Annotated in this window: 15 protein-coding genes; 7 read left to right on the top strand and 8 right to left on the bottom strand. The window is 61.5% G+C overall.

Going from position 1 to position 19,052, the window contains the following annotated elements; genetic code table 11:
* Positions 1-89 precede the first annotated feature (89 nt).
* On the top strand, positions 90-410 hold the full coding sequence (ppnP, locus tag AWB76_RS19010) for a pyrimidine/purine nucleoside phosphorylase (protein ID WP_061161676.1): 321 nt from the start codon (positions 90-92) through the stop codon (positions 408-410).
* 12 nt (positions 411-422) lie between these two features.
* On the opposite strand, the gene AWB76_RS19005 is transcribed toward ppnP, so the two are convergent.
* Positions 423-1,589, bottom strand: coding sequence for a mandelate racemase/muconate lactonizing enzyme family protein (locus AWB76_RS19005; protein ID WP_061161675.1), 1,167 nt, complete (start codon positions 1,587-1,589; stop codon positions 423-425).
* A gap of 89 nt (positions 1,590-1,678) precedes the next feature.
* Between AWB76_RS19005 and AWB76_RS19000 the strand changes: the two genes are divergently transcribed.
* The gene (locus AWB76_RS19000; RefSeq protein WP_061161674.1) at positions 1,679-2,629 is read left to right on the top strand and encodes a LysR family transcriptional regulator; all 951 of its coding nucleotides are present in this window, start codon (positions 1,679-1,681) and stop codon (positions 2,627-2,629) included.
* 18 nt (positions 2,630-2,647) lie between these two features.
* On the opposite strand, the gene AWB76_RS18995 is transcribed toward AWB76_RS19000, so the two are convergent.
* The 3 genes from AWB76_RS18995 to AWB76_RS18985 form a co-directional block, all read right to left on the bottom strand.
* A complete protein-coding gene (locus AWB76_RS18995; protein WP_082864470.1) occupies positions 2,648-4,012 on the bottom strand; it encodes a type II toxin-antitoxin system HipA family toxin in 1,365 nt (454 codons plus the stop codon).
* Positions 4,013-4,031: 19 nt separating this feature from the next.
* Positions 4,032-4,400, bottom strand: a complete 369-nt coding sequence (locus tag AWB76_RS18990) for a helix-turn-helix transcriptional regulator (protein WP_208606585.1) — start codon at positions 4,398-4,400, stop codon at positions 4,032-4,034.
* 259 nt (positions 4,401-4,659) lie between these two features.
* The gene (locus AWB76_RS18985; RefSeq protein ID WP_061161732.1) at positions 4,660-5,676 is read right to left on the bottom strand and encodes a 1-aminocyclopropane-1-carboxylate deaminase; all 1,017 of its coding nucleotides are present in this window, start codon (positions 5,674-5,676) and stop codon (positions 4,660-4,662) included.
* A 144-nt stretch (positions 5,677-5,820) separates the two neighbouring features.
* Between AWB76_RS18985 and AWB76_RS18980 the strand changes: the two genes are divergently transcribed.
* The 3 genes from AWB76_RS18980 to AWB76_RS18970 all read left to right on the top strand — a co-directional run bounded on the left by AWB76_RS18980 (position 5,821) and on the right by AWB76_RS18970 (position 10,307).
* Positions 5,821-6,357 (top strand): Lrp/AsnC family transcriptional regulator, encoded by a 537-nt coding sequence (locus tag AWB76_RS18980; RefSeq protein ID WP_061161731.1) that lies wholly within the window; start codon positions 5,821-5,823, stop codon positions 6,355-6,357.
* An 83-nt stretch (positions 6,358-6,440) separates the two neighbouring features.
* A complete protein-coding gene (locus AWB76_RS18975) occupies positions 6,441-8,789 on the top strand; it encodes a penicillin-binding protein 1A (RefSeq protein ID WP_061161673.1) in 2,349 nt (782 codons plus the stop codon).
* A gap of 342 nt (positions 8,790-9,131) precedes the next feature.
* Positions 9,132-10,307 carry a GDSL-type esterase/lipase family protein gene (locus tag AWB76_RS18970; RefSeq protein ID WP_082864469.1) on the top strand — a complete coding sequence of 392 codons (1,176 nt, stop codon included), beginning with the start codon at positions 9,132-9,134 and terminating at the stop codon, positions 10,305-10,307.
* A gap of 68 nt (positions 10,308-10,375) precedes the next feature.
* Here the strand turns inward: AWB76_RS18970 and AWB76_RS18965 are convergent, their stop codons facing one another.
* Positions 10,376-11,587 carry a glycoside hydrolase family protein gene (locus tag AWB76_RS18965; RefSeq protein WP_061161671.1) on the bottom strand — a complete coding sequence of 404 codons (1,212 nt, stop codon included), beginning with the start codon at positions 11,585-11,587 and terminating at the stop codon, positions 10,376-10,378.
* Between the two features lie 1,129 nt (positions 11,588-12,716).
* On the opposite strand from AWB76_RS18965, the gene AWB76_RS18960 reads away from it, so the two are divergent.
* On the top strand, positions 12,717-13,280 hold the full coding sequence (locus tag AWB76_RS18960; RefSeq protein WP_061161670.1) for a serine O-acetyltransferase: 564 nt from the start codon (positions 12,717-12,719) through the stop codon (positions 13,278-13,280).
* 172 nt (positions 13,281-13,452) lie between these two features.
* Positions 13,453-14,838, top strand: a complete 1,386-nt coding sequence (gene murJ / locus AWB76_RS18955) for a murein biosynthesis integral membrane protein MurJ (RefSeq protein ID WP_061161730.1) — start codon at positions 13,453-13,455, stop codon at positions 14,836-14,838.
* 3 nt (positions 14,839-14,841) lie between these two features.
* Here murJ and AWB76_RS18950 read toward each other — a convergent pair whose 3' ends face one another.
* The 3 genes from AWB76_RS18950 to AWB76_RS18940 all read right to left on the bottom strand — a co-directional run bounded on the left by AWB76_RS18950 (position 14,842) and on the right by AWB76_RS18940 (position 19,014).
* Positions 14,842-16,779, bottom strand: coding sequence for an acyltransferase family protein (locus AWB76_RS18950; protein ID WP_061161669.1), 1,938 nt, complete (start codon positions 16,777-16,779; stop codon positions 14,842-14,844).
* A gap of 130 nt (positions 16,780-16,909) precedes the next feature.
* Positions 16,910-17,920, bottom strand: a complete 1,011-nt coding sequence (locus tag AWB76_RS18945; RefSeq protein WP_061161668.1) for a polysaccharide deacetylase family protein — start codon at positions 17,918-17,920, stop codon at positions 16,910-16,912.
* 5 nt (positions 17,921-17,925) lie between these two features.
* The gene (locus tag AWB76_RS18940) at positions 17,926-19,014 is read right to left on the bottom strand and encodes a hypothetical protein (protein WP_244173400.1); all 1,089 of its coding nucleotides are present in this window, start codon (positions 19,012-19,014) and stop codon (positions 17,926-17,928) included.
* Positions 19,015-19,052 lie beyond the last annotated feature (38 nt).

Below are 19,052 nucleotides of genomic sequence, written 5' to 3'. Positions count from 1 at the left end.
GCCTGAGTCGGGCGATGCGGAGAAGGCCGCATCGTCTTTTTTTGTATGATGGCGGACCATTCCTCGCAACCAACGAAAGGACCACCACCATGACCGCTGCAACGCAATTCGACCAGGTTTCCGTCATCAAGCGCGCCAACGTCTACTTCGACGGCAAGTGCGTGTCGCATACCGTTCTCTTCGCCGACGGCACGAAGAAGACGCTCGGCGTGATCCTGCCCGGCACGCTCAACTTCGGCACCGACGCGCCCGAGCTCATGGAAGTGCAAGCCGGCCAATGCCGCATCCGCCTCGACGGCAGCGACGAATGGAAGACGTATGGCGCGGGCGAATCGTTTTCGGTGCCGGGCAAGAGCCGCTTCGATATCGACGTCGTGGAAACGCTCGATTACGTTTGCAGTTATCTCTGATTCTGATAGACCTTACCCGGCAATCTTCCGCATCTCTGCGATGAGATCCGCCTTTCCCTCGAATCCGATGCCGGGCAGATCCGGCATCGTGATATGGCCGTTCTCCACCTTCACGCCATCCGGAAAGCCGCCATACGGCTGAAACAGATCCGGATACGATTCATTCCCGCCCAGCCCGAGTCCCGCCGCGATATTCAACGACATCTGATGCCCGCCGTGCGGAATGCAGCGGCTCGCCGACCAGCCGTGCTGATGCAGCATGTCGAGCGTGCGCAGATATTCGACAAGCCCGTAACTCAGCGCGCAATCGAACTGGAGCCAGTCGCGGTCGGCGCGCATGCCGCCGTGGCGGATCAGATTGCGCGCGTCCTGCATCGAGAACAGATTCTCGCCGGTGGCCATCGGCTTGTCGTAATAGTTGCGCAAGGTCGCCTGCAACTCGAAATCGAGCGGATCGCCCGCTTCCTCGTACCAGAAGAGATCGTATTGCGAGAGCGCTTTTGCATAGCGGATCGCGGTGTCGAGATCGAAGCGGCCGTTCGCATCGACCGCGAGCTTCTGGCCGTCGCCGAGCACGCTCAGGATCGAATCGATACGGCGCAGGTCTTCATCGAGCGACGCGCCGCCGATCTTCTTCTTCACCACCGTATAACCGCGATCGAGATAGCCGCGCATCTCGTCCTTCAGCTTTTCGTGATCCTGTCCCGGATAGTAATAACCGCCCGCGGCATACACGAAGACCTTGCGATTCGGCTCGCCGTTGCCATAGCGATCCGCGAGCAACTGAAACAGCGGCTTGCCCGCGATCTTCGCGACCGCGTCCCACACGGCCATGTCGATGGTGCCCATCGCGACCGAACGCTCGCCGTGACCGCCGGGCTTCTCGTTCCTGAACATCGCTGCCCAGATCTTGTGCGGATCGAGATTGTCGCCGTGCTCGTCGATGAGCGTATCGGCCTCGGCTTCCAGCACGCGCGGGATGAAGCGTTCGCGCATCAGCGTGCCTTGTCCGTATCGGCCATTCGAGTTGAAGCCGTAGCCGATGACAGGCTTGCCGTCGCGGATGACGTCGGTCACCACGGCGACGAGGCTGATCGTCATCTTGCTGAAGTCGATATATGCATTGCGGATGGGCGAGCTGATCGGAACGGTCTTCTCGCGGATTTCAACGATTCTCATGTCTTCGCTTCCAGTGTGTTGGCCAGACTAGGATAGCCCCGTCCGCGAGCGTTAGAATTCACTGAATTTCATTTCATATTTCACCGAAAGTGAATAGCGACGCCGCTTCCGACTTCGATTTTTTTATCCTGCTCGCGAAGCTCAAGAGCCTCTCGGGCGCGGCGCGCGCGCTCGATCTCACGCCGCCGGCCGCGACGAAGCGGCTCGGGCTGATTGAGCAAAGACTTGGCGCGCGGCTCGTCAATCGCACGACGCGCAGCGTGAGCCTCACGCCCGAGGGCGAAACGTATCTGCGTTACGCGCTCCAGATTTCGGGCCAGGTACGCGAGATGGAAGAAGCGATCTCCGGCGCGCGCACCGATCCGAAGGGTCTGTTGCGCGTGAACGCGACGCTCGGCTTCGGACGCACGACCATCGCGCCGCTCGTGTCGGAGTTCGCGAAACGCTTTCCCGCCGTCGAAGTCCAGTTCGAAGTGACGGATCGTCCGGTCGATCTCGTCGAAGGCGCGTTCGATCTCGCGATACGTTTCGGCGAGCTGCCCGACAGCCGGCTGAGTGCGCGTCGCATCATGAGCAATCGGCGGTTTCTGTGCGCATCGCCGAAATATCTGGAGCGTTTCGGCACGCCGGAAAAGATCGAGGATCTCGCGCGGCATCGCTGCATCATTCATCGGCAAAACGACGACGCGTATGGCGTGTGGAAGTACATGCGCGGCGACAGCATCGAAGCGCTGAAGGTGAAAGGGACGTTGTCGAGCAATGACGGCGATATCGTGTTGCGCTGGGCGCTCGACGGCCACGGCATTTTGATCCGCTCGGAATGGGATCTCGCGAAGTACGTGCAGAGCGGGCGGCTGCGGCTCGTGCTGCCGGAAACGGTGCTGCCGTCGGCGGATCTGTTCGTCTACTATCCGAGTCAGAGGAATCAGACGGCGCGGGCGCGCGCGTTCATCGATTTTCTGGTCGAGCGGTTCAGGGCGCCGTTCGTGCCGGTGGAAGTGGGAAAGAAGCGCGGCGGGCGCAAATCGCCCGGTTTGTAATGACGTGGACTCTTCCGTTCAGTCGAGAAGCAGATGCTGCTTCTGACGAAAAGCCATTTCGTCCTCTGGAAGATCGGCTTGATCGGCAAACTCCGGCCATCTCCGGATCGCCATGCGCACCTCGTCGATGACGGACCTGGCCGTGCCGACCTTGAAGCGGTCCGCTTCCACGAGCAGATCGTCGACCGTGAAATCCCTGAACTTCCCGTTCACCGACATCAAATGCTGGCTCGTCCACTCGCCTGACGGGTTGTGAGCAAACGTGACGTCATAGGCGGGCGCGAATTCCCAGCTTGCGCTTCCCTCGCGAAGCAGGAACGAGAAGTTTTTCGTGTGGTCGTCGCAGTTGCGCCCCATCACGTTGAACACCATGCGGCGGAATGCTTCCTCCATGGCTTCATAGGGCAGGTTCAGTTGCGTCATGACGGAGAAGAGCTGCGAATACGAGTTGGTGCCCTTCGTCTTGTAGTCGACATGCGCCATCGCGCATAGTGTCTGCATGTGATTGCGCCCGCTCTTTCCCTCGCGGTCGAAGCGTCGCGTCATGAAATGGGCGCGTCCGTTCTCTCGCAACAGGCGGCAATCGCTCATGCTGATGCCTGCCGCGCGCGCCATTAAATGATAGGCATACTCGACACGGCCGTAATGCTGCGACGCGCCCAGTTCGTGGTCATCGCCCATTCCGTCGAACTTCAGCAGCCAATGCTCGAAGCCGTCCGGCGCGTCGAGCTGGCCGGAGCGGATTTCACCGGTTTCCGGATTCAGCGCGATGACTGCCTTGGCGCGCGCGCCGCCCGCGGAAGTGCCCACGTCGATGATGCTGCGCAGCGCGGCGTTCGAGTGGACATCGTCATCCATGACGCCCTTGACCGCCCGGCGCGCTTGCTCGACGAGCGAACTAAGCTGTATTGCGGTGGGTTTGTGCGTCGCCGGACCGCGCGCGGGCTTGAAAACCAGCGCTCCCATCGCACGATTGCTCATATAGGCCAGCCGGTCCAGCGCGGTCACATCCCTTGCGGCGATACCTTGATCGGCCATGTATCGATTGATCAGCGCATTGCCGAAATCGTCCGGCAGCGCGTCGCTCAACATCGCGGGCAGCCGCTTGTAGGTCGCCTCCGGCAGGTCCGTGAAGATGTAGCTTTCGTCCGACACCGGCATCTGCAACGGCGACGGCTCTATACCGTTGGCCGCAAATTCCGGGGTATAGCCGAACACATAGAAGCCGTACTGCGGGTCGAGCGCGACCGAGCCGATGTGCTGATTCCACAAATGCACTTCCACCAGATCGACGTGCCGGAAAGGACGCGTCCTCTGCGTCGCTTTCTTCGGCGCGGTCTTCGTCGATGTTGATTTTTTCGTTGCGGGCTGTTTCGTGGCCATGCGTTCCCTTGCCGGTGAGCTATCGGTCCTCAGGCTTCTCGTCATCGGTCCTCGATGCAGCGGCGCGCGTCCGCCCGGCCGCCCGGAGCTTGACCGCGGGACTCGTTGCGCGAATACGCTGCGAGGCGCGGGTGGTCATCGTGAGCGGATTGATCGTTGCGACCGGCGCGACCGTTTGCAACCATGACTCGCGACCGAGCGCACGCACGATGCTCAGAAGCGTCTTGACCGTCGACCCCTGACCCGCCTCGAGATTGCGCAGGGCGCGCACACTCACTCCCGCTCGTTCGGCAAGCGTTTTCTGGTCCCAGTTCTTGTTGAGCCGGAGGCGTTTGAGCTTCTCGCCCAAGTCGGCTTCCATCTCACCCAACGTCTGGTTGACGTTCATGGTTGCTCCAACGATGACTTGCCCTCGTGGCAAGGTTTCGACGTGAAATGCCTGTACTTGTCTCCTATGATAAACCGATCGACAAAGAGGAAAAATCCTAAAGGCAATTTCTTGCCTCTTAACCGCAAAAATCGCGGTTAAGAGGCATATTTCCATCTTTTATGAAAACGAGTTAGTTTTCGATAGACAGGCACAAATTCGCCTCTTAACTCGGAAATTGATCGTTAATCGGCATATTTCTGCCTCTTATGATCCAACATCAACCATTGCGAAACAGATAGCTATAAGCATTGAGCGCAGGCACGCCGCCGAGATGCGCGTACAGCACCTTCGAGCCTTCGGGAAACTCGCCGTTGCGCACCATTTGGATCATGCCGTCCATCGACTTGCCTTCGTAAACAGGATCGGTCAGCACGCCTTCTAACCGCGCGCACAGACGGATCGCCTCCAGCGTGCCTTCGTTCGGCAGGCCGTATTCAGGACCGCCGAAGCGCGTATCGAGAATCACGTCATCGCGCGTGATGTCCTGCCCGAGATCGACGAGTTCAGCCGTGTGCTTCGCGATGCGCAGAATCTGCTCGTGCGTCTGCTCCGCTTTCGCCGATGCATCGATGCCGATCACGCGCCGCGCCCGCCCATCCGCCGCGAAGCCGACGACCATGCCCGCCTGCGTGCTGCCCGTCACCGAGCACACGACGATGTAATCGAACTTGAAGCCCAGCTCCGTTTCCTGCGCGCGCACTTCCTCCGCGAAGCCGACAAAACCGAGACCGCCCAGCGGATGCTCCGAGCAACCCGCCGGAACCGGAAACGGCTTGCCGCCCGCCGCGCGCACGCTTTCCATCGCGTCCTGCCAGCTTTTGCGGATGCCGATATCGAAGCCATCGGCGACGAGGCGCACGTCCGCGCCCATCATCCGCGACATCTGGATATTGCCGACGCGGTCATAGACGGCATCGGAGTAATTGACCCAGTTTTCCTGCACGAGCACGCACTTCATGCCGAGATGCGCCGCGACCGCCGCAACCTGGCGCGTCTGGTTCGACTGCACGCCGCCGATGGACACGAGCGTGTCGCAGCCTTCCGCGATCGCCTCGGGAATCAGATATTCGAGCTTGCGCGTCTTGTTGCCGCCGAACGCGAGGCCGCTGTTGCAGTCCTCGCGCTTCGCATACAACTCGACCTTGCCGCCGAGATGCGCGGAAAGACGCTTGAGCGGCTGGATGGGCGTCGGTCCGAAGGTGAGCGGATAACGCGGGAAACGTTGCAGGTTCATGGTCGGCATCCTCGTGATGGTGGGACTGCATGAACGGAATCGTAGAGATTCTCGTGTTCGGCCGGGTTGCAAAAAAATTGGCTTCAGCCTAACGTTTTCTTATGCAAACGCCCGTTGGCCGACTTTTATTTCGCATCGAAGTACATTGAAGCAATGAAAAAAACCACACCCGCCCCAAACCCGCATCCGGCAAGCGTCCAGACGGATCGCGTCGATCGGGCGATCCTGCGTCAGTTGCAGCGCGATGCATCGATCTCGAACGTCGCGCTCGCGGAGAAGGTCAATCTGAGTCCGCCCGCGTGCCTGCGCCGCGTCGAACGGCTGCGCGAAGCGGGCCTCATCCGCGCGACCGTCGCGCTGCTCGATCCGAAAGCGCTCGATGCCGGCATGCTCGTTCTAATCGGCGTGATCCTCGACCGCTCGACGCCCGACTCCTTCGACGCCTTCGAAAAAGCCGCGCAGAAAGTGCCCGGCTGCATGGAATGCCACGTCGTCACGGGCGAGTTCGACTTCTTCATGCTGATCCGCACGCGCGACAGCGAGAGCTTCAACCGCTTGCACGCCGAAAAGCTGCTCTACCTGCCCGGCGTGCGGCAGATCCGCACTTTTGTCGTGCTGCGCGAGGTGCTCTCGACGACGGCGTTTCCGATCGGCGAATCGGCGGGAACGCGCGCGGTGTAGCGTCAAAGACACTTTTGCAAAAGACCTGCTGAAAAATTACGCTACGATTCAGGGTTTTCCATGTCTGGGCAGCCCGTTTCGTTGTGACCGCGTCCGATTTCAAAGCCCTGGCCAAGGCGATTCTGGCTCGCCTCGCGTCGCGGCTGCGTCCGCATCTGCGTGCGCGCACGCTGCTCCTGTTGCCCGCGCTCTTTCTTCTCTACGTGCTGGTGCTGATTCCGTTCACGCCCGGCATCCGCGATATCCGCAAGGCCAAGGTCGACCAGCCCGCGCAGATCTATTCCGCCGACGGCAAGCTGCTCGCCGAATTCAAGCCGACGCATCGCGAATGGGTGAGCCTCAGGCAGATATCGCCGCAAGTGATCGACGCGCTCATCGCGACGGAAGACCGGCGTTTCTATCAGCACCACGGCATCGATTTCCGGCGCACGGCGGGCGCGGCGCTGCATACGTTCTCGGGCGACCGGCAAGGCGGCTCGACGCTCACGCAGCAGCTCGCGCGCAATCTGTATCCCGAGGAAATCGGCCGCTCGCAGACGATCACGCGCAAGCTGAAGGAAGCGATCACCGCGTTCAAGATCGAGGCGCTCTATTCGAAGGACGAGATCCTCGAAACCTATCTGAACACGGTGCCGTTTCTCTACAACGCGTACGGCATCGAAATGGCCGCGCGCACGTACTTCGACAAATCCGCCGGCCAGCTCGACGTGCTCGAGAGCGCGACGCTCATCGGCATGTTGAAGGGCAACAGTTACTACAACCCGGTGATCAATCCGGAGCGCGCGCTCGACCGGCGCAATATCGTGCTCGGGCAGATGGTGAAGTTCGGCCACTTGCCGGCGGCGAAGCTTGATGCGCTCATGAAACGTCCGCTGCGCATCGACTTCGAACGGCAGACGGAAGAGCCAGGCCGCGCGCCGCACTTCGCGCAGCAGTTGCGCAAATGGCTGATCGGCTGGGCCGACGACAACGACTACAACATCTATTCCGATGGTCTCGTCGTGCGCACGACCATCGATTCGCGCTTGCAGTCGATGGCGACGAGCGCGCTCGCGCTGCAAGGCAATCAGTTGCAATCGATCGCCAATGCGGCGTGGGGCGGACGCGCGGGCTGCGCGAATGCGAACGCGGATCTCGCGCATGCGTTCATCCGCGAGTCGGACCCGTATCGCGCGCTGCGCACGAGCGGAGAAAGTGACGCCGACGCCGTGAAGAAACTCGGCTCGGACCGCGCGTTCATGCAGGCGCTGTGCGAGAACAAGACGCGCGTGCAGGCCGCTTTCCTCGCGATCGATCCGCGCAACAGTCAGATTAAGGCGTGGGTCGGCAGCCGCGACTTTACGCAGGACCCGTTCGATCACGTCGCGCAGGCGCGCCGCCAGCCCGGCTCGACCTTCAAGCCCTTCGTCTACGGCGCGGCATTCGAGCGCGGCGCGAAGCCGACCGACACGTTCGTCGATCAGGCCGTCGAAATTCCGATTCGCGGCGACGAAATCTGGCGCCCGACCGACGACTCGCCGCCGTCGGGCCGTCCCGTGAGCCTGCGCGACGGCATCGCGTATTCGAAGAACCGCATCACCGCGCAACTGATGGAACAGGTCGGGCCAGGACGCGTGGCGCGCCTCGCACGCGACATGGGCGTGCGCGAAAGTCATCTCGACGTGGTGCCGTCGCTCGCGCTTGGCACGAGCCCGGTCACGCTGAAGGAGATGGTGTCGGCGTACGGCACCATCGCGAACGACGGTAGTTATATAGAGCCGCTGCTCGTCACGCGCATCGAGAACAAGGACGGCGAGGTCCTCGCGCAGTTCGAGAGCGCGCCCGAGCGTGCGCTGTCCGTCGATGCGACCCGCAAGCTCGTCGACGTGATGCGCGACGTCATCAATCGCGGCACCGGCACGACGATCCGCACGCGCTTCGGCATCCGCGCGGACGTGGCCGGCAAGACCGGCACGACGCAGGACAACGCGGACGGCTGGTTCATCCTGATGCATCCGCAGCTTGTCGCGGGCGCGTGGGTCGGCTTCAACGACAGCCGCGTCACGCTGCGCAGCGATTACTGGGGACAAGGCGCGCATAGCGCACTGCCGATCGTCGGCGATTTCATGCAGCGTTCGCTGCGCTCGCATCTGATCGATGCACGCACGCGCTTCGACACGCAGGAAACGCCGGGCATCTTCCAGACGATGCTCGCGAGCGTCACGACCTGGTTCGACGAGACGTTCTCGAAAGCGCCGAAACCGGCCAAGCCGAAAACGGCTCAGACGACGGCGCAGCATCCGGTGCGGGCGAAGCGCGCGCCTTCGGAGCCGGTAGCCGAAGTGACCGAAGAACCGCCGCAGCCGCCGGTCTTCACGACGATGCCGCCGATCCTGCCCTCGCCCGATGCGAGCGCAAGCGATGCGGCGCCCGCCTCCGCCGCCCAGCCGTAACGTTCACGATGCCCGCATATGAAGCGGGCGTCAGAACGAGACGGTTAGTTGCAGCGTATCCATGCAAAAAATCGGCTTTCCTCCGATATGAGCGTGCGCGCACAGTTCACGCGCGCAAATGGTGCTCCGATTCACCAAGGCGAAACAGAGCAACGCACGATTTCGCCGCGCACAACGGCGTGATGTGGCCACACACGCCGGTCAAACGAGTGGAAACCGGTCCCGCCGAGCTTCCCCTTACCGCAGACGGCCTTCGCGTGACGCGAAACCGTCCACTTTCTACCCGACTGGGTTTCGGAGAACAAGTTGAACAAGCGATTTCCTCGCCTCAGGCGAGCCCTCGTGGCCACGGCGCTCACCTTGCCCGTTGCATCGTCCAGTTTCGCGCAGAGCATCAGCGCCACCTTGCCGTGGACCGGCACCTGGAGCACCGCGCCGATGATCACCGGCGACGGCGGCTTCAACAATCAGACGATTCGGCAGGTCGTGCACACGAGCATCGGCGGGACGGCCGTCGGCGTGCAATTTTCGAATCAGTACGGCAGCGACCCGCTCGTGATCGGCGACGTGCACATCGCATTGCGGGCGAGCGGCAAGCGCACCGTGGCCGGCACCGACAAGGCCGTCACATTCAGCGGTCAGTCCTTCGTCACGATCCCGCCGGGCCGCGTGATGATGAGCGATCCGGTCGCCTTTCAGGTGCCCGCGCTCACGGACATCGTCGTCAGCGCCTATCTTCCGCAACAGACGCCGATGGAAACGACCGGTCACATCGAAGGCCTGCAGGACGTGTACATCGCGCCCGGCGACGTGAGCGCCGACACCGAGTTCACCGGCGGCGTGGTGAATGCGCTCGGCGCGCAGTCCTACTACTTCCTCACCGATGTCGTCGTGCAGAACGCCAGCACGACGGGCACGGTGGTCGCGTTCGGCGCGTCGATCACGGACGGCATCGCTTCGTCGCCGAACACCAACGGCCGCTGGCCCGATCTGCTGGCCGCGCGTTTGCAGCAGGCCGGCATGACGATCGGCGTGTTGAATCAGGGCATCTCCGGCAACGATTTCTTCACGAACGGCGCCGGCGATGCAGGCCTCACGCGCTTTCAGCGCGACGTGCTCGACCAGTACAACGTCAAGTGGGTCATCATTTCCGACGACGCCGTGAACAACCTGATCGGCGGCTCGCCACCGACCGCCGCGCGCCTGGAGAGCGCGTTCGCGCAACTGACGCAGAGCGCGCACGCGGCGGGCGTCAAGGTGATCTGCTCGACGCTCACGCCGTTCGAGGGCGTGTCGTCGTGGACGGCGGACATCGAGGCGACGCGCGCGGCGGTCAACGCGTTCGTCGCGACATCCGATAGCGGCTGCGACGCCGTGCTCGATCAGGCCGCCGCGCTAGGCGATCCGGCCAATCCGCCGGCGATGCTCGGCGCGTACGACAGCGGCGACCATCTGCACCCGAATCAGGCGGGCTTGCAGGCCATCGCCAATTCGGTGAATCTCGGCTGGTTCAAGTAAGCGGCGCGAAAAGCAAAAAACGCCATGCGGAAAACCTTCCCGCATGGCGTTGTTCCTTTCGTCGCCGATTACGACTTGACGATCGTCGGATTCTGAACGTTGATCCGCGGACCGTTGTTGTCCCACTGCTCGACGATCAGCGGGTACTTCCACTTCGGATTCGTGCTGCTGATCTGGCCGTTCACGATGTAGCCGTTGAGCGACAGACCCTGCACAGCGAACGAACCGCCCTGGCTCGTCGTGTCGACGTGGTTGTTGATCGCGATCGTGACCGTCTTGCTGATCGGACCCGGCAGCGAGCCGAACCACACGTTGATGCCGCCGCCCTTGCAGTTCGCCGTCGTCGGGCTGTTGATCGTGATGCTCTTGAACACGGCCGAGTTGTCGTTCGGTTCGAAATCGAGACCGCATGCCGGCGCCGTGCCGTTGATGTTCTGCCACACCGGGCTGTTGAACGTGATCGTGTCGCCCGAGATGATCGACACGCCCTGACGGCGGCAGCCGTCGGCTTTGTGGTTGTCGACGAGCAGGTTGTACGTCGGCGTGTTCTTCTTCGTCTGGCTGTCGTTGATGTAGATGCCGTCGCCCCACGTGTTGATCGTGGTCGGCGCGATCAGGTGCACGTTCTGGCCGCCGATGATCGAGAAGCCCATGCCGTGCTCGCCGCCCGAAGCCGAATTCAGCTCCTTGCTGCCGTCGAGATACGCATTCTCGACGATGACGTTGCTCACGTCTTCGATGAGCATCATCTGATAGATGTCGGCGTTGTGCGGCAGCAGCTTGATCGAAGCGCCCGACGCGAAGCGGATGTGGCTGTTCGTGCGCAGCTTCAGACCGGTCGTGTCCATGCGGACCTGACCCGAGATCACGAGAATCTGGCCGACAGAACCGTCGATGGCGGCCTGCAGCGCGGCGCGGTCGTTGGTCTTGCCATCGGCCTTCACGCCGAACGACGAAGCAGCGATGGTGCCGGCGGTGCTGGTGCTGGCGGCGTTCGTCGAGCTGGCCGCGGCGGGCGCGCTCGCCGTCGTCGTGGCGCTGGCCGACGAGGCCGAGCTTGCGGGCGTCGCCGGGGAGGCGCCGCTGCCGGTGTTGCGCTTTCTCCAGCGATCTGCGACCGAATCAGCGACCGAGTTGTCGCCGCCGCCGCCGCAGGCGGCGAGAACGAAGGCGCCGCTGCCCGCGATGAGCGAGGTCAGCAGCTTGCGACGGGTTGCGATGCGGGAGTCGACGACGGTGTTGTCTGCCTGGGTGTCTGCCTGAGTGTTATTCGAAAGCATGAGTCTTTCCGGTTTGATCGTGCGTTCTCGACGGGCGAACCCGTTCTTGCGGCAACGGCCGCACGCAACGTTTCTTTATGGGCAATGAGATAACCAACGCAAGTCAAGCAGGCGCAAACGATTGCGCCGGCCAGCGTTCCACAGCCGCACACGGCGACTCCGAAAGGCATCTCGGCGAAAAACAGGGCGACTTCGGGATTGGAAAAACCAGATATCCGGATGAACCATTCACCTCGTACCCGATGGTCCCGCGAACGGGCTGATGGGCACTAAGTCTCGACGGCAGTAATTACCGTCTTTTTTAAATACTACAGATTGTTACCAGGCGCTTCTACCCGACACTTGTTACTAAATGTACGCTTGTAACTTTTTATTTTCCTTTTTCGCGACTTTAATGCTGACTGTTTTCTCTTTTAATCCGCCAAGAGTGAATTAATCTACGCGTTTTTAAATGTTAATACCGTAGATGAATAACACCACTTTAATCCGCATTCAATACGACGATTAATATTCTTATGAAGATTAGATTTTCGCCATACGAACGATCACTCCCGGATTGCGTGCCAGATCGTGCCGGGAGGCCCCGTAAGGGCTGACGGGGCGCCTTTCGTATGCCGAAACGGGCACAGTTGGCGACATCGTTTCGCTTTATTGATCGCCTAGCCCGCTGACGGTTAAGACCGCACGCACCAAAACCGTCCGTCGCGCAGGTCTTTATTGCCAAAATTACATGTAAGTAAGCTGCGCTGAGCGCTTTTTTTACCGGTCTCCCGATTTTGTAAGTGCTGCCTCAAAAATTTTTTTATTCAAAAGACAAAAGACCCTACAGTAGTAACCCCTATCGGGTTTCTACGAGGGTGGTTGAAACTGCCGTTCTGCCGCGTGTTGCCGGCCATACGGATCAGATTCTAATGATCTGATTAAAGAAGATCGATTTATTCATCAGAAGAAAATCGCCGGATTGAAAATCCTTTCCTTTTGCGTTTCGGTCATATGTTCCTTTTCGCACCGAAAATTCCGGACAACTGTTCTACTCTCAGGCTGACGTCGTTCGCCGCGCGCACGACGGGAGCGCCGATTACGGCCCGAGGTATTACAAGAAATTACGCAAACCAGCGGATCCGCTGCGATGAAGACCTTCGACCTGATCAAAAGCGATCTCTATCGCTACACCGGCGAGTACAGCCTGATGGCGCTCATGGAGCAACTGATGCTCAACGAGGGCTTCAACTACATGTTCTGGCTGCGGCTGGCGAGCGCGGCGTCGTCGCGGCCCGTGAGCCTCGTGCTCAACCACATCGTGCGCCTGAAGCAGCGGCGCTTCGGCTTCGTGATCAGCCCGCGCACGAAGATCGGTCCGGGCTTTTATATCAGTCATATCGGCACGATCGCGGTCAATCCGACGGCTGTCATCGGCGCGAACTGCAACATCTCCCAGGGCGTGACGATCGGATCGAACGAAGGCAAGGCGGCGACCATCGGCGACAACGTGTATATCGGGCCGAACGTCTGCATTGTGGAGGACGTGGTCATCGGCGATAACGTCACGATCGGCGCGGGCAGCATCGTGACGAAGGACATTCCGCCCAATGTCACCGTGGCGGGCTGTCCGGCGCGCATTCTCACCGACGATGCCACGCTGCACCGGGCGGCGCGCTACATCATGCGTCCGTGGCCCGCGAGCGCGGCATGAAGGACGCGCTTCATCGGCACTGCGGGGTGCCTTAGCGAACAGTCACGCCGCCCGTTTTCCTGCACGCTCTTCTCTCTCGCGCGAAAGCCGCCGGCCTTCGCGTCTTTCGTCGTCTGGTGATTTCGTCGAGGACGGGCCACGCGACGAGCGGCTCCCACGCAGGAGAGGAATGGTGCTGAGTGCAGCAGTGCAATCGGTGAGACGACGTCTCGGCGGTGTCCATCAGGATCACAAGCGAATCGCCAGAAGCGCCGTGGTCCTGCTGATCTTCGTCATCGCCGGGAAGTGCATCGGCGCGTCGAAGGAAATGGCGATCGCGTATCGCTACGGCATCAGCGGCACGGTCGACGCCTATCAGTTCGCCCTCACGCTCGTCACCTGGCTGCCGACGATGCTCACGAACGTGCTCGCGGTGCTGCTCGTTCCCACGCTCGTCTCGCTCAAGGAAGACAAGTCGCAGCACAACGGCTTCCTCGGCGAGCTCGAAGGCACGGGTCTCGTCATCGGTCTCGCGTCCTCGCTCCTGCTCTGGCTTTTCTGGCCTTATCTCGCCAATGTCATCGCGGGCAGTCTCGCCGAATCCACGCGTGACATGTGCCGCGCGATGATTCTCAGCATGACGCCGGTCGGCGTGCTGACCTTCACGATCTGCATCTCGTCGTCGCGGCTGCAGGCGTCGGGCAGGCACATCAACACGTTGCTGGAATGCGTGCCGGCCATCGGGTTGCTCGTCTTCGTGCTCGCCGCGCGCAATAACGAGTCGATCTTTCCGCTCGTCATGGGCACCTCGCTCGGCTTCGTGGTGCAGGCCGCGTGGCTGCGCGTGCTGGCCAAACGCGCCGATACCATGCCCGCGCGGCCGCGCGTCTCGGTGCGCGCCAAGCAGTGGCCTTCGACGATCCGCTCGATGGGCATGCTCGCGATCGGCGCGGTGGTCGCGAGTTTGTGGCTGCCCATCGACCAGTACTTCATGGCGCAACAGGGCGACGGCGCCATCGCGACGCTCGGCTACGCGAACCGGCTGCTCTCGCTCGTCCTCAGCATGGGCGCGCTCGCGATCACGCGCGCGACCTTGCCGATTCTCGCGGAGATCCTGCATCGCGGCGATCATGCGCGCGCGCGCAGCACCGCGCTGAAGTGGTCCGGCATCATGACGATGCTCGGCCTCACCGGCAGTCTCCTCGCCTATGCGCTCGCGCCCTATGTCGTGAAGCTGCTCTTTCAGAAGGGCGCATTCACCGCCGACGATACGATCGCCGTCACCACGCTCTTTCGCTACGGCCTGTTGCAAGTGCCGTTCTACTTCGGCATGTGCGTGCTCGTGCAGTTGTTCGCGAGCGAAACGCGCTATCGCGCCATCTCGGTCATATCGGTGATCGGCTTCGCGACCAAGATCATCGGCAACGTCATTCTCGTGCGTTTCTACGGCGCACAGGGCGTGCTGCTCGCCACCGGCATCGGCGCGATGGCCGTGCTCGCGTGCTACATCTTCTGGACACGCTTTGCGCCGCCATTCACCGGCAATGAGGCGCAAGACGATCCCGGTACGCCGCAATAGAACTCAACCCTGCTCGAAGACGCGCCGGAACATCGGCACGAGGAAGCGGTTGCCGTATTCGCTCATGTGATGGTAGTCCGAGTAGAGCGGGCGGCCATCGTGCGAACCCATGCACTTGCCGTCCGGGCACAGATACGGACGCGGGTCGAGCAGATGGATGCCGCACTGGTCGTGCGCCTGACGCATCGCCTGCAGCAGCGCGCCGTTACGCGCGACGTAGTCGGACATGCTGATCGACAGATCGGGCGCCTTCGGGTCCCTCATCTTCTCGCGGGCGAGCGTCAGCGGAACATTGAAGTCGAACTCGGGGATCGGCTCCACCAGATAAACGGGGCGGATCTTCGAGATGCGGCAAACGGTCGAGAGCAAGTGCTCGCGATACTGCTCCGTCGAGAACGGCGTCGACGTCTGCGCCGGCTGATCCGGATTGACGAACGCGAAGTCGTCCATCGTCGGACCGGACCAGTATTGCGACCAGTGATTCGCGATGATCACCGGCGTCTTCGCGGTCTGATCGCGGCTCAGAATATCGATGTACTTGCGGTCCTGATCGAAGCAGTCGCCGTTGCCGCGACGAATGCCGTAGATCGTCGGGCAGCCTTCGATCGTGATCAGCAGCACATCGCCGGGCTTGCCGTTGGGCACGGCATCGACGACGGCTTCGGCAATCGCTTCCGCGTGACTGTCGCCGAGCACGACCACGCGGCTTTCCTTCTGCCGGTTCGCGACATCGCACGGATCGATCATCATGTGACACTTCGTGCGATGCGGATTCGTGTCGTACGTCTCGCTATCGGCGATGAACACCGAACGGTCGAAGCGGTTCGGCACGCCTTGGCTCGCATAGATGCTGCCGCCGCCGATCGCGAGCAGCAGCGTGAACGCGAGAATCGGGCGCAGCGTCATGAAACGCGGGAACGCGAGCGCTTCGCCACGGTCCGACGGCCTTCTGGTCTTCGACTCGACGAGCGCATACGACAGATAGCCCATCACGAAGCCGCCCGCGATGCCGGCCACGCGCCAGTGCAGCGAACCTTCCTTGTCGAAGTACGTGAGCGCGACGACGAATGGCCAATGCCACAGATAGACCGAATACGAAATCTTGCCGATGAACTGCGCGAGCGGATTGCCCGTGAACATCGAATGCTTGCGTCCCGCGAGAATCACGAGCGCGGTGCCCGCCACCGGCACGAGCGCGAGATAGCCGGGCCACGCGGAGTTTTCGTTGAAGGTGAGCGTGCCATATACGATCATCGCGAGACCGGCGAACTCCATCGCCCGGCGCGCAGGTCTGCCTGCGGTCAGCGGGAACAGATACACGAGACCGCCCGCGAGCATTTCCCATGCGCGCGTCGGCAGCAGGAAGAATGCGGCCGTCGGCCATTTCGTGGGATCGGAGAGATAGACGCACACCGCCAACGATGCGAGCGCCATGCCGACGAGCGCGATCACCGTGCCGCGTTGGCCGAAGAGCTTGCGCACGAGCAGAATGCCGAGCGGATACAGCAGATAGAACTGCCACTCCACCGAAAGCGACCACGTGTGCAGCAGCCATTTCAGATGCGAACGCGTGTCGAAATAGCCCGCTTCGCGCCAGTAGACGATATTCGAAAAGAAGCCGAGGCTCGATCCCACCGCTTTGCCGAATGCACGAAACTCGGAAGGCAGGAACACGAGCCAGCCGAACACGCCGAGCGCGAAGCATAGAAACGCGAGCGCCGGAATGATGCGCCGCGCGCGATCGCCATAGAATTCGAGCACCGAGAACCGGTCCTTCGAGAGGCGTCTGAAGATGATGCTCGTCATCAGATAACCGGAGATGACGAAGAACACGTCGACGCCGAGAAAGCCGCCCTTGAAGCCGGGCACATCGAAGTGGAACAGGACGACCGCGAGAACCGCGAACGCGCGCAGGCCGTTGATGTCGTTACGAAAGTTCATCGCGCTTCCCCTAATTTCTTCTTTTGTGCCGCGCACGCTTCAGCGCAATGCAATGGTCATCGCCATTGCATTGCGCCCGCCGTGCGGGTCATTTTCTAGCGTCTTATCGTTAGCTTTACTGATTACATCGTCAAACGAACAACCCGAACTCCATTTCCGCAAGCCGGCTCTCTTCGGATTGCGCCGCCCGCGCGACTTCCGCCATGGTCGCGGGCCGCATGCCGTAGGTTTCTCTCAAGTACACGTGATGCTTGAGCACCGCATCGAGAACCGCGAGATTCTCGGCAAGATTCGCACCGAAGTTATGCGGATGCCACCACAAGTGAAACGAGCGCCCCGTGCGCGCCGCCGACGTCATCGACTGCTTGATCCGATGAATGCGCAGCCAGTCCAGCGCACGCTTGTTGCGCGCGTACGGACGCAGGAAGCGGCTCGAGCGCACGTCGATAAGGCCGCGCGAAGGGCGCGGATCGAACGCGTGATCGCCCGACAGATTGATGTACGCATCGGCGAGACGTGCCGCGCGGCGTACAGCGGCTTCGTCGGCGCGTGAGGTCTCGCGATACATCCAGTTGCGCTCCGTGCCGCGGTATGCGACGAGCCCCTGCTCCGCGCACACCGAGAGATATGCGTTGTTCACCTGATTGCGCGGAAACACGATGCTCGCGGGCGGATCGGCGAGACGCCGGATCGACGCGACGGATGCCTGCATGTCCGCTGCGAACTGCGCCTTGTTCTGCCCTGCTTCGAGTGCGTAGTAATGGCAGAACGTGTGGCTCGCGAGCTCGCTGCCTTCGGTATCGACGATCTGTCGAGCAAGCGAGAGACCGTAGTGATAGGGATCGCTTTTCTCGTCGGCGCCGATCGAATCGAGGTAGCCGTTCGCATACGGGCTCAACTTCGTATCGGTGTAGGTCGGCCGGACGTCGGGCAGATTCGCGAGCAGATCCCTCTTGTTATCGAAGAGCAGCATGCCGACCGTCGCCCACGTCGCCTTCACGCGATGCTTCGTGAACATCGCGAGCATGGCCGGAATCGCCTCGCGCACGCCGAGGATGTTCTGTCCGTACGTAGCGATCGTGCGATGGTCGCGCACGCCCCACATCAGTTCGAAATCGAGCGAAATCAGGAAGTAGGACATCGTCGTCAGGGCATCAGGAAGTAGTGATAGACGCCTTCGAAATAACTCTTCGTGGCGTCGGCGGCGACGGCCACGAACACGCCGAAGGTGATGACGAGAACCATCGCGTTCTTGAACTTGATCTCCGGCGCAAGGAACGGCAGGAGCAAGGGCACGCAGTACCACACGCGGCCCTTCGCGAACGGAAACACGAAGAACGCGACGACGAGATACACGAACAGCCCGACATGCATGATCGAGACGCGCGTGAACGCACGCTGGCGTTCCGTGTCCTGTGCGCGCCACGTCGAGTAAAGCACCATCACTGACGCCATCGTGTAGAAGAACAGCAGCGACAGCAGCTTGATCGTGAAGTTTTCCTGGTAGCCCGAGTATTCGTCGATACGCCGGCCGCCGTAAGTCGCGAACAGGAACTTCGCCGCCGACGCGAGCACGATCGCCACCACGCTCACCGCGACGATCGCCCGCGCCTTCTTCTGTTCGCCGAAGAAGCCGGCGGTCAGCAGAAACGCCGTGGGCACCGCGAAGGTCGTGTGCACGAAGCTCGCGAGTCCCATGCCGATCGTCGGCTTGTTGAAGCGGCATGCGAACAGCATCGCAATCGCGAGCCCGAAGCCCTGGCGAATCTGGAACAGGCCGACCGTGGCGAGCGCATACGGAATGACGAGCCACAGGATCAGACCGATGAGCGGCCGGCGCGTCTGCAGCAGCGAATACATCACGACGACGTTGAGCAGCACCACCGTAATGCGGATGCCGCCCTCGGGCGTCACGCCGAACGCATTGAGAAAGATGACCCACGAGCGCCAGCCCAGCTCCTCGGTGATGAGGCTGATGAGAAAGCCCATGTCCGACTCGCGGTTCTGATAGAACTGCACGAGCCAGTGCCAGTCCGTCGAGCGGAAGTACTGGATATACGCTTCCTGGTCGAAGATGAGGCCGACGCTGCGCTCGCGGAAGGCGACGACGGAAAGCGCGGTGGCCGCGAGCACCAGGAACGCCCATCCGGATGGCGTCATGAAGTACGCGAATCCGGTCATCCGCCTGATGGGTGCGCTCTGCTGCGCCGTGTTGTTCATTGTCGTTGCCTGCATCGTATTGGCCTTTTTCGCTTTATTTATTGTGTGGGCGC

The sequence above is a fragment of the Caballeronia temeraria genome (genome assembly GCF_001544795.2).
GTDB classification, from domain to species: domain Bacteria; phylum Pseudomonadota; class Gammaproteobacteria; order Burkholderiales; family Burkholderiaceae; genus Caballeronia; species Caballeronia temeraria.
Note: the sequence above shows the minus strand (reverse complement) of the source record. Positions and strands in the feature narration are given on the sequence as shown.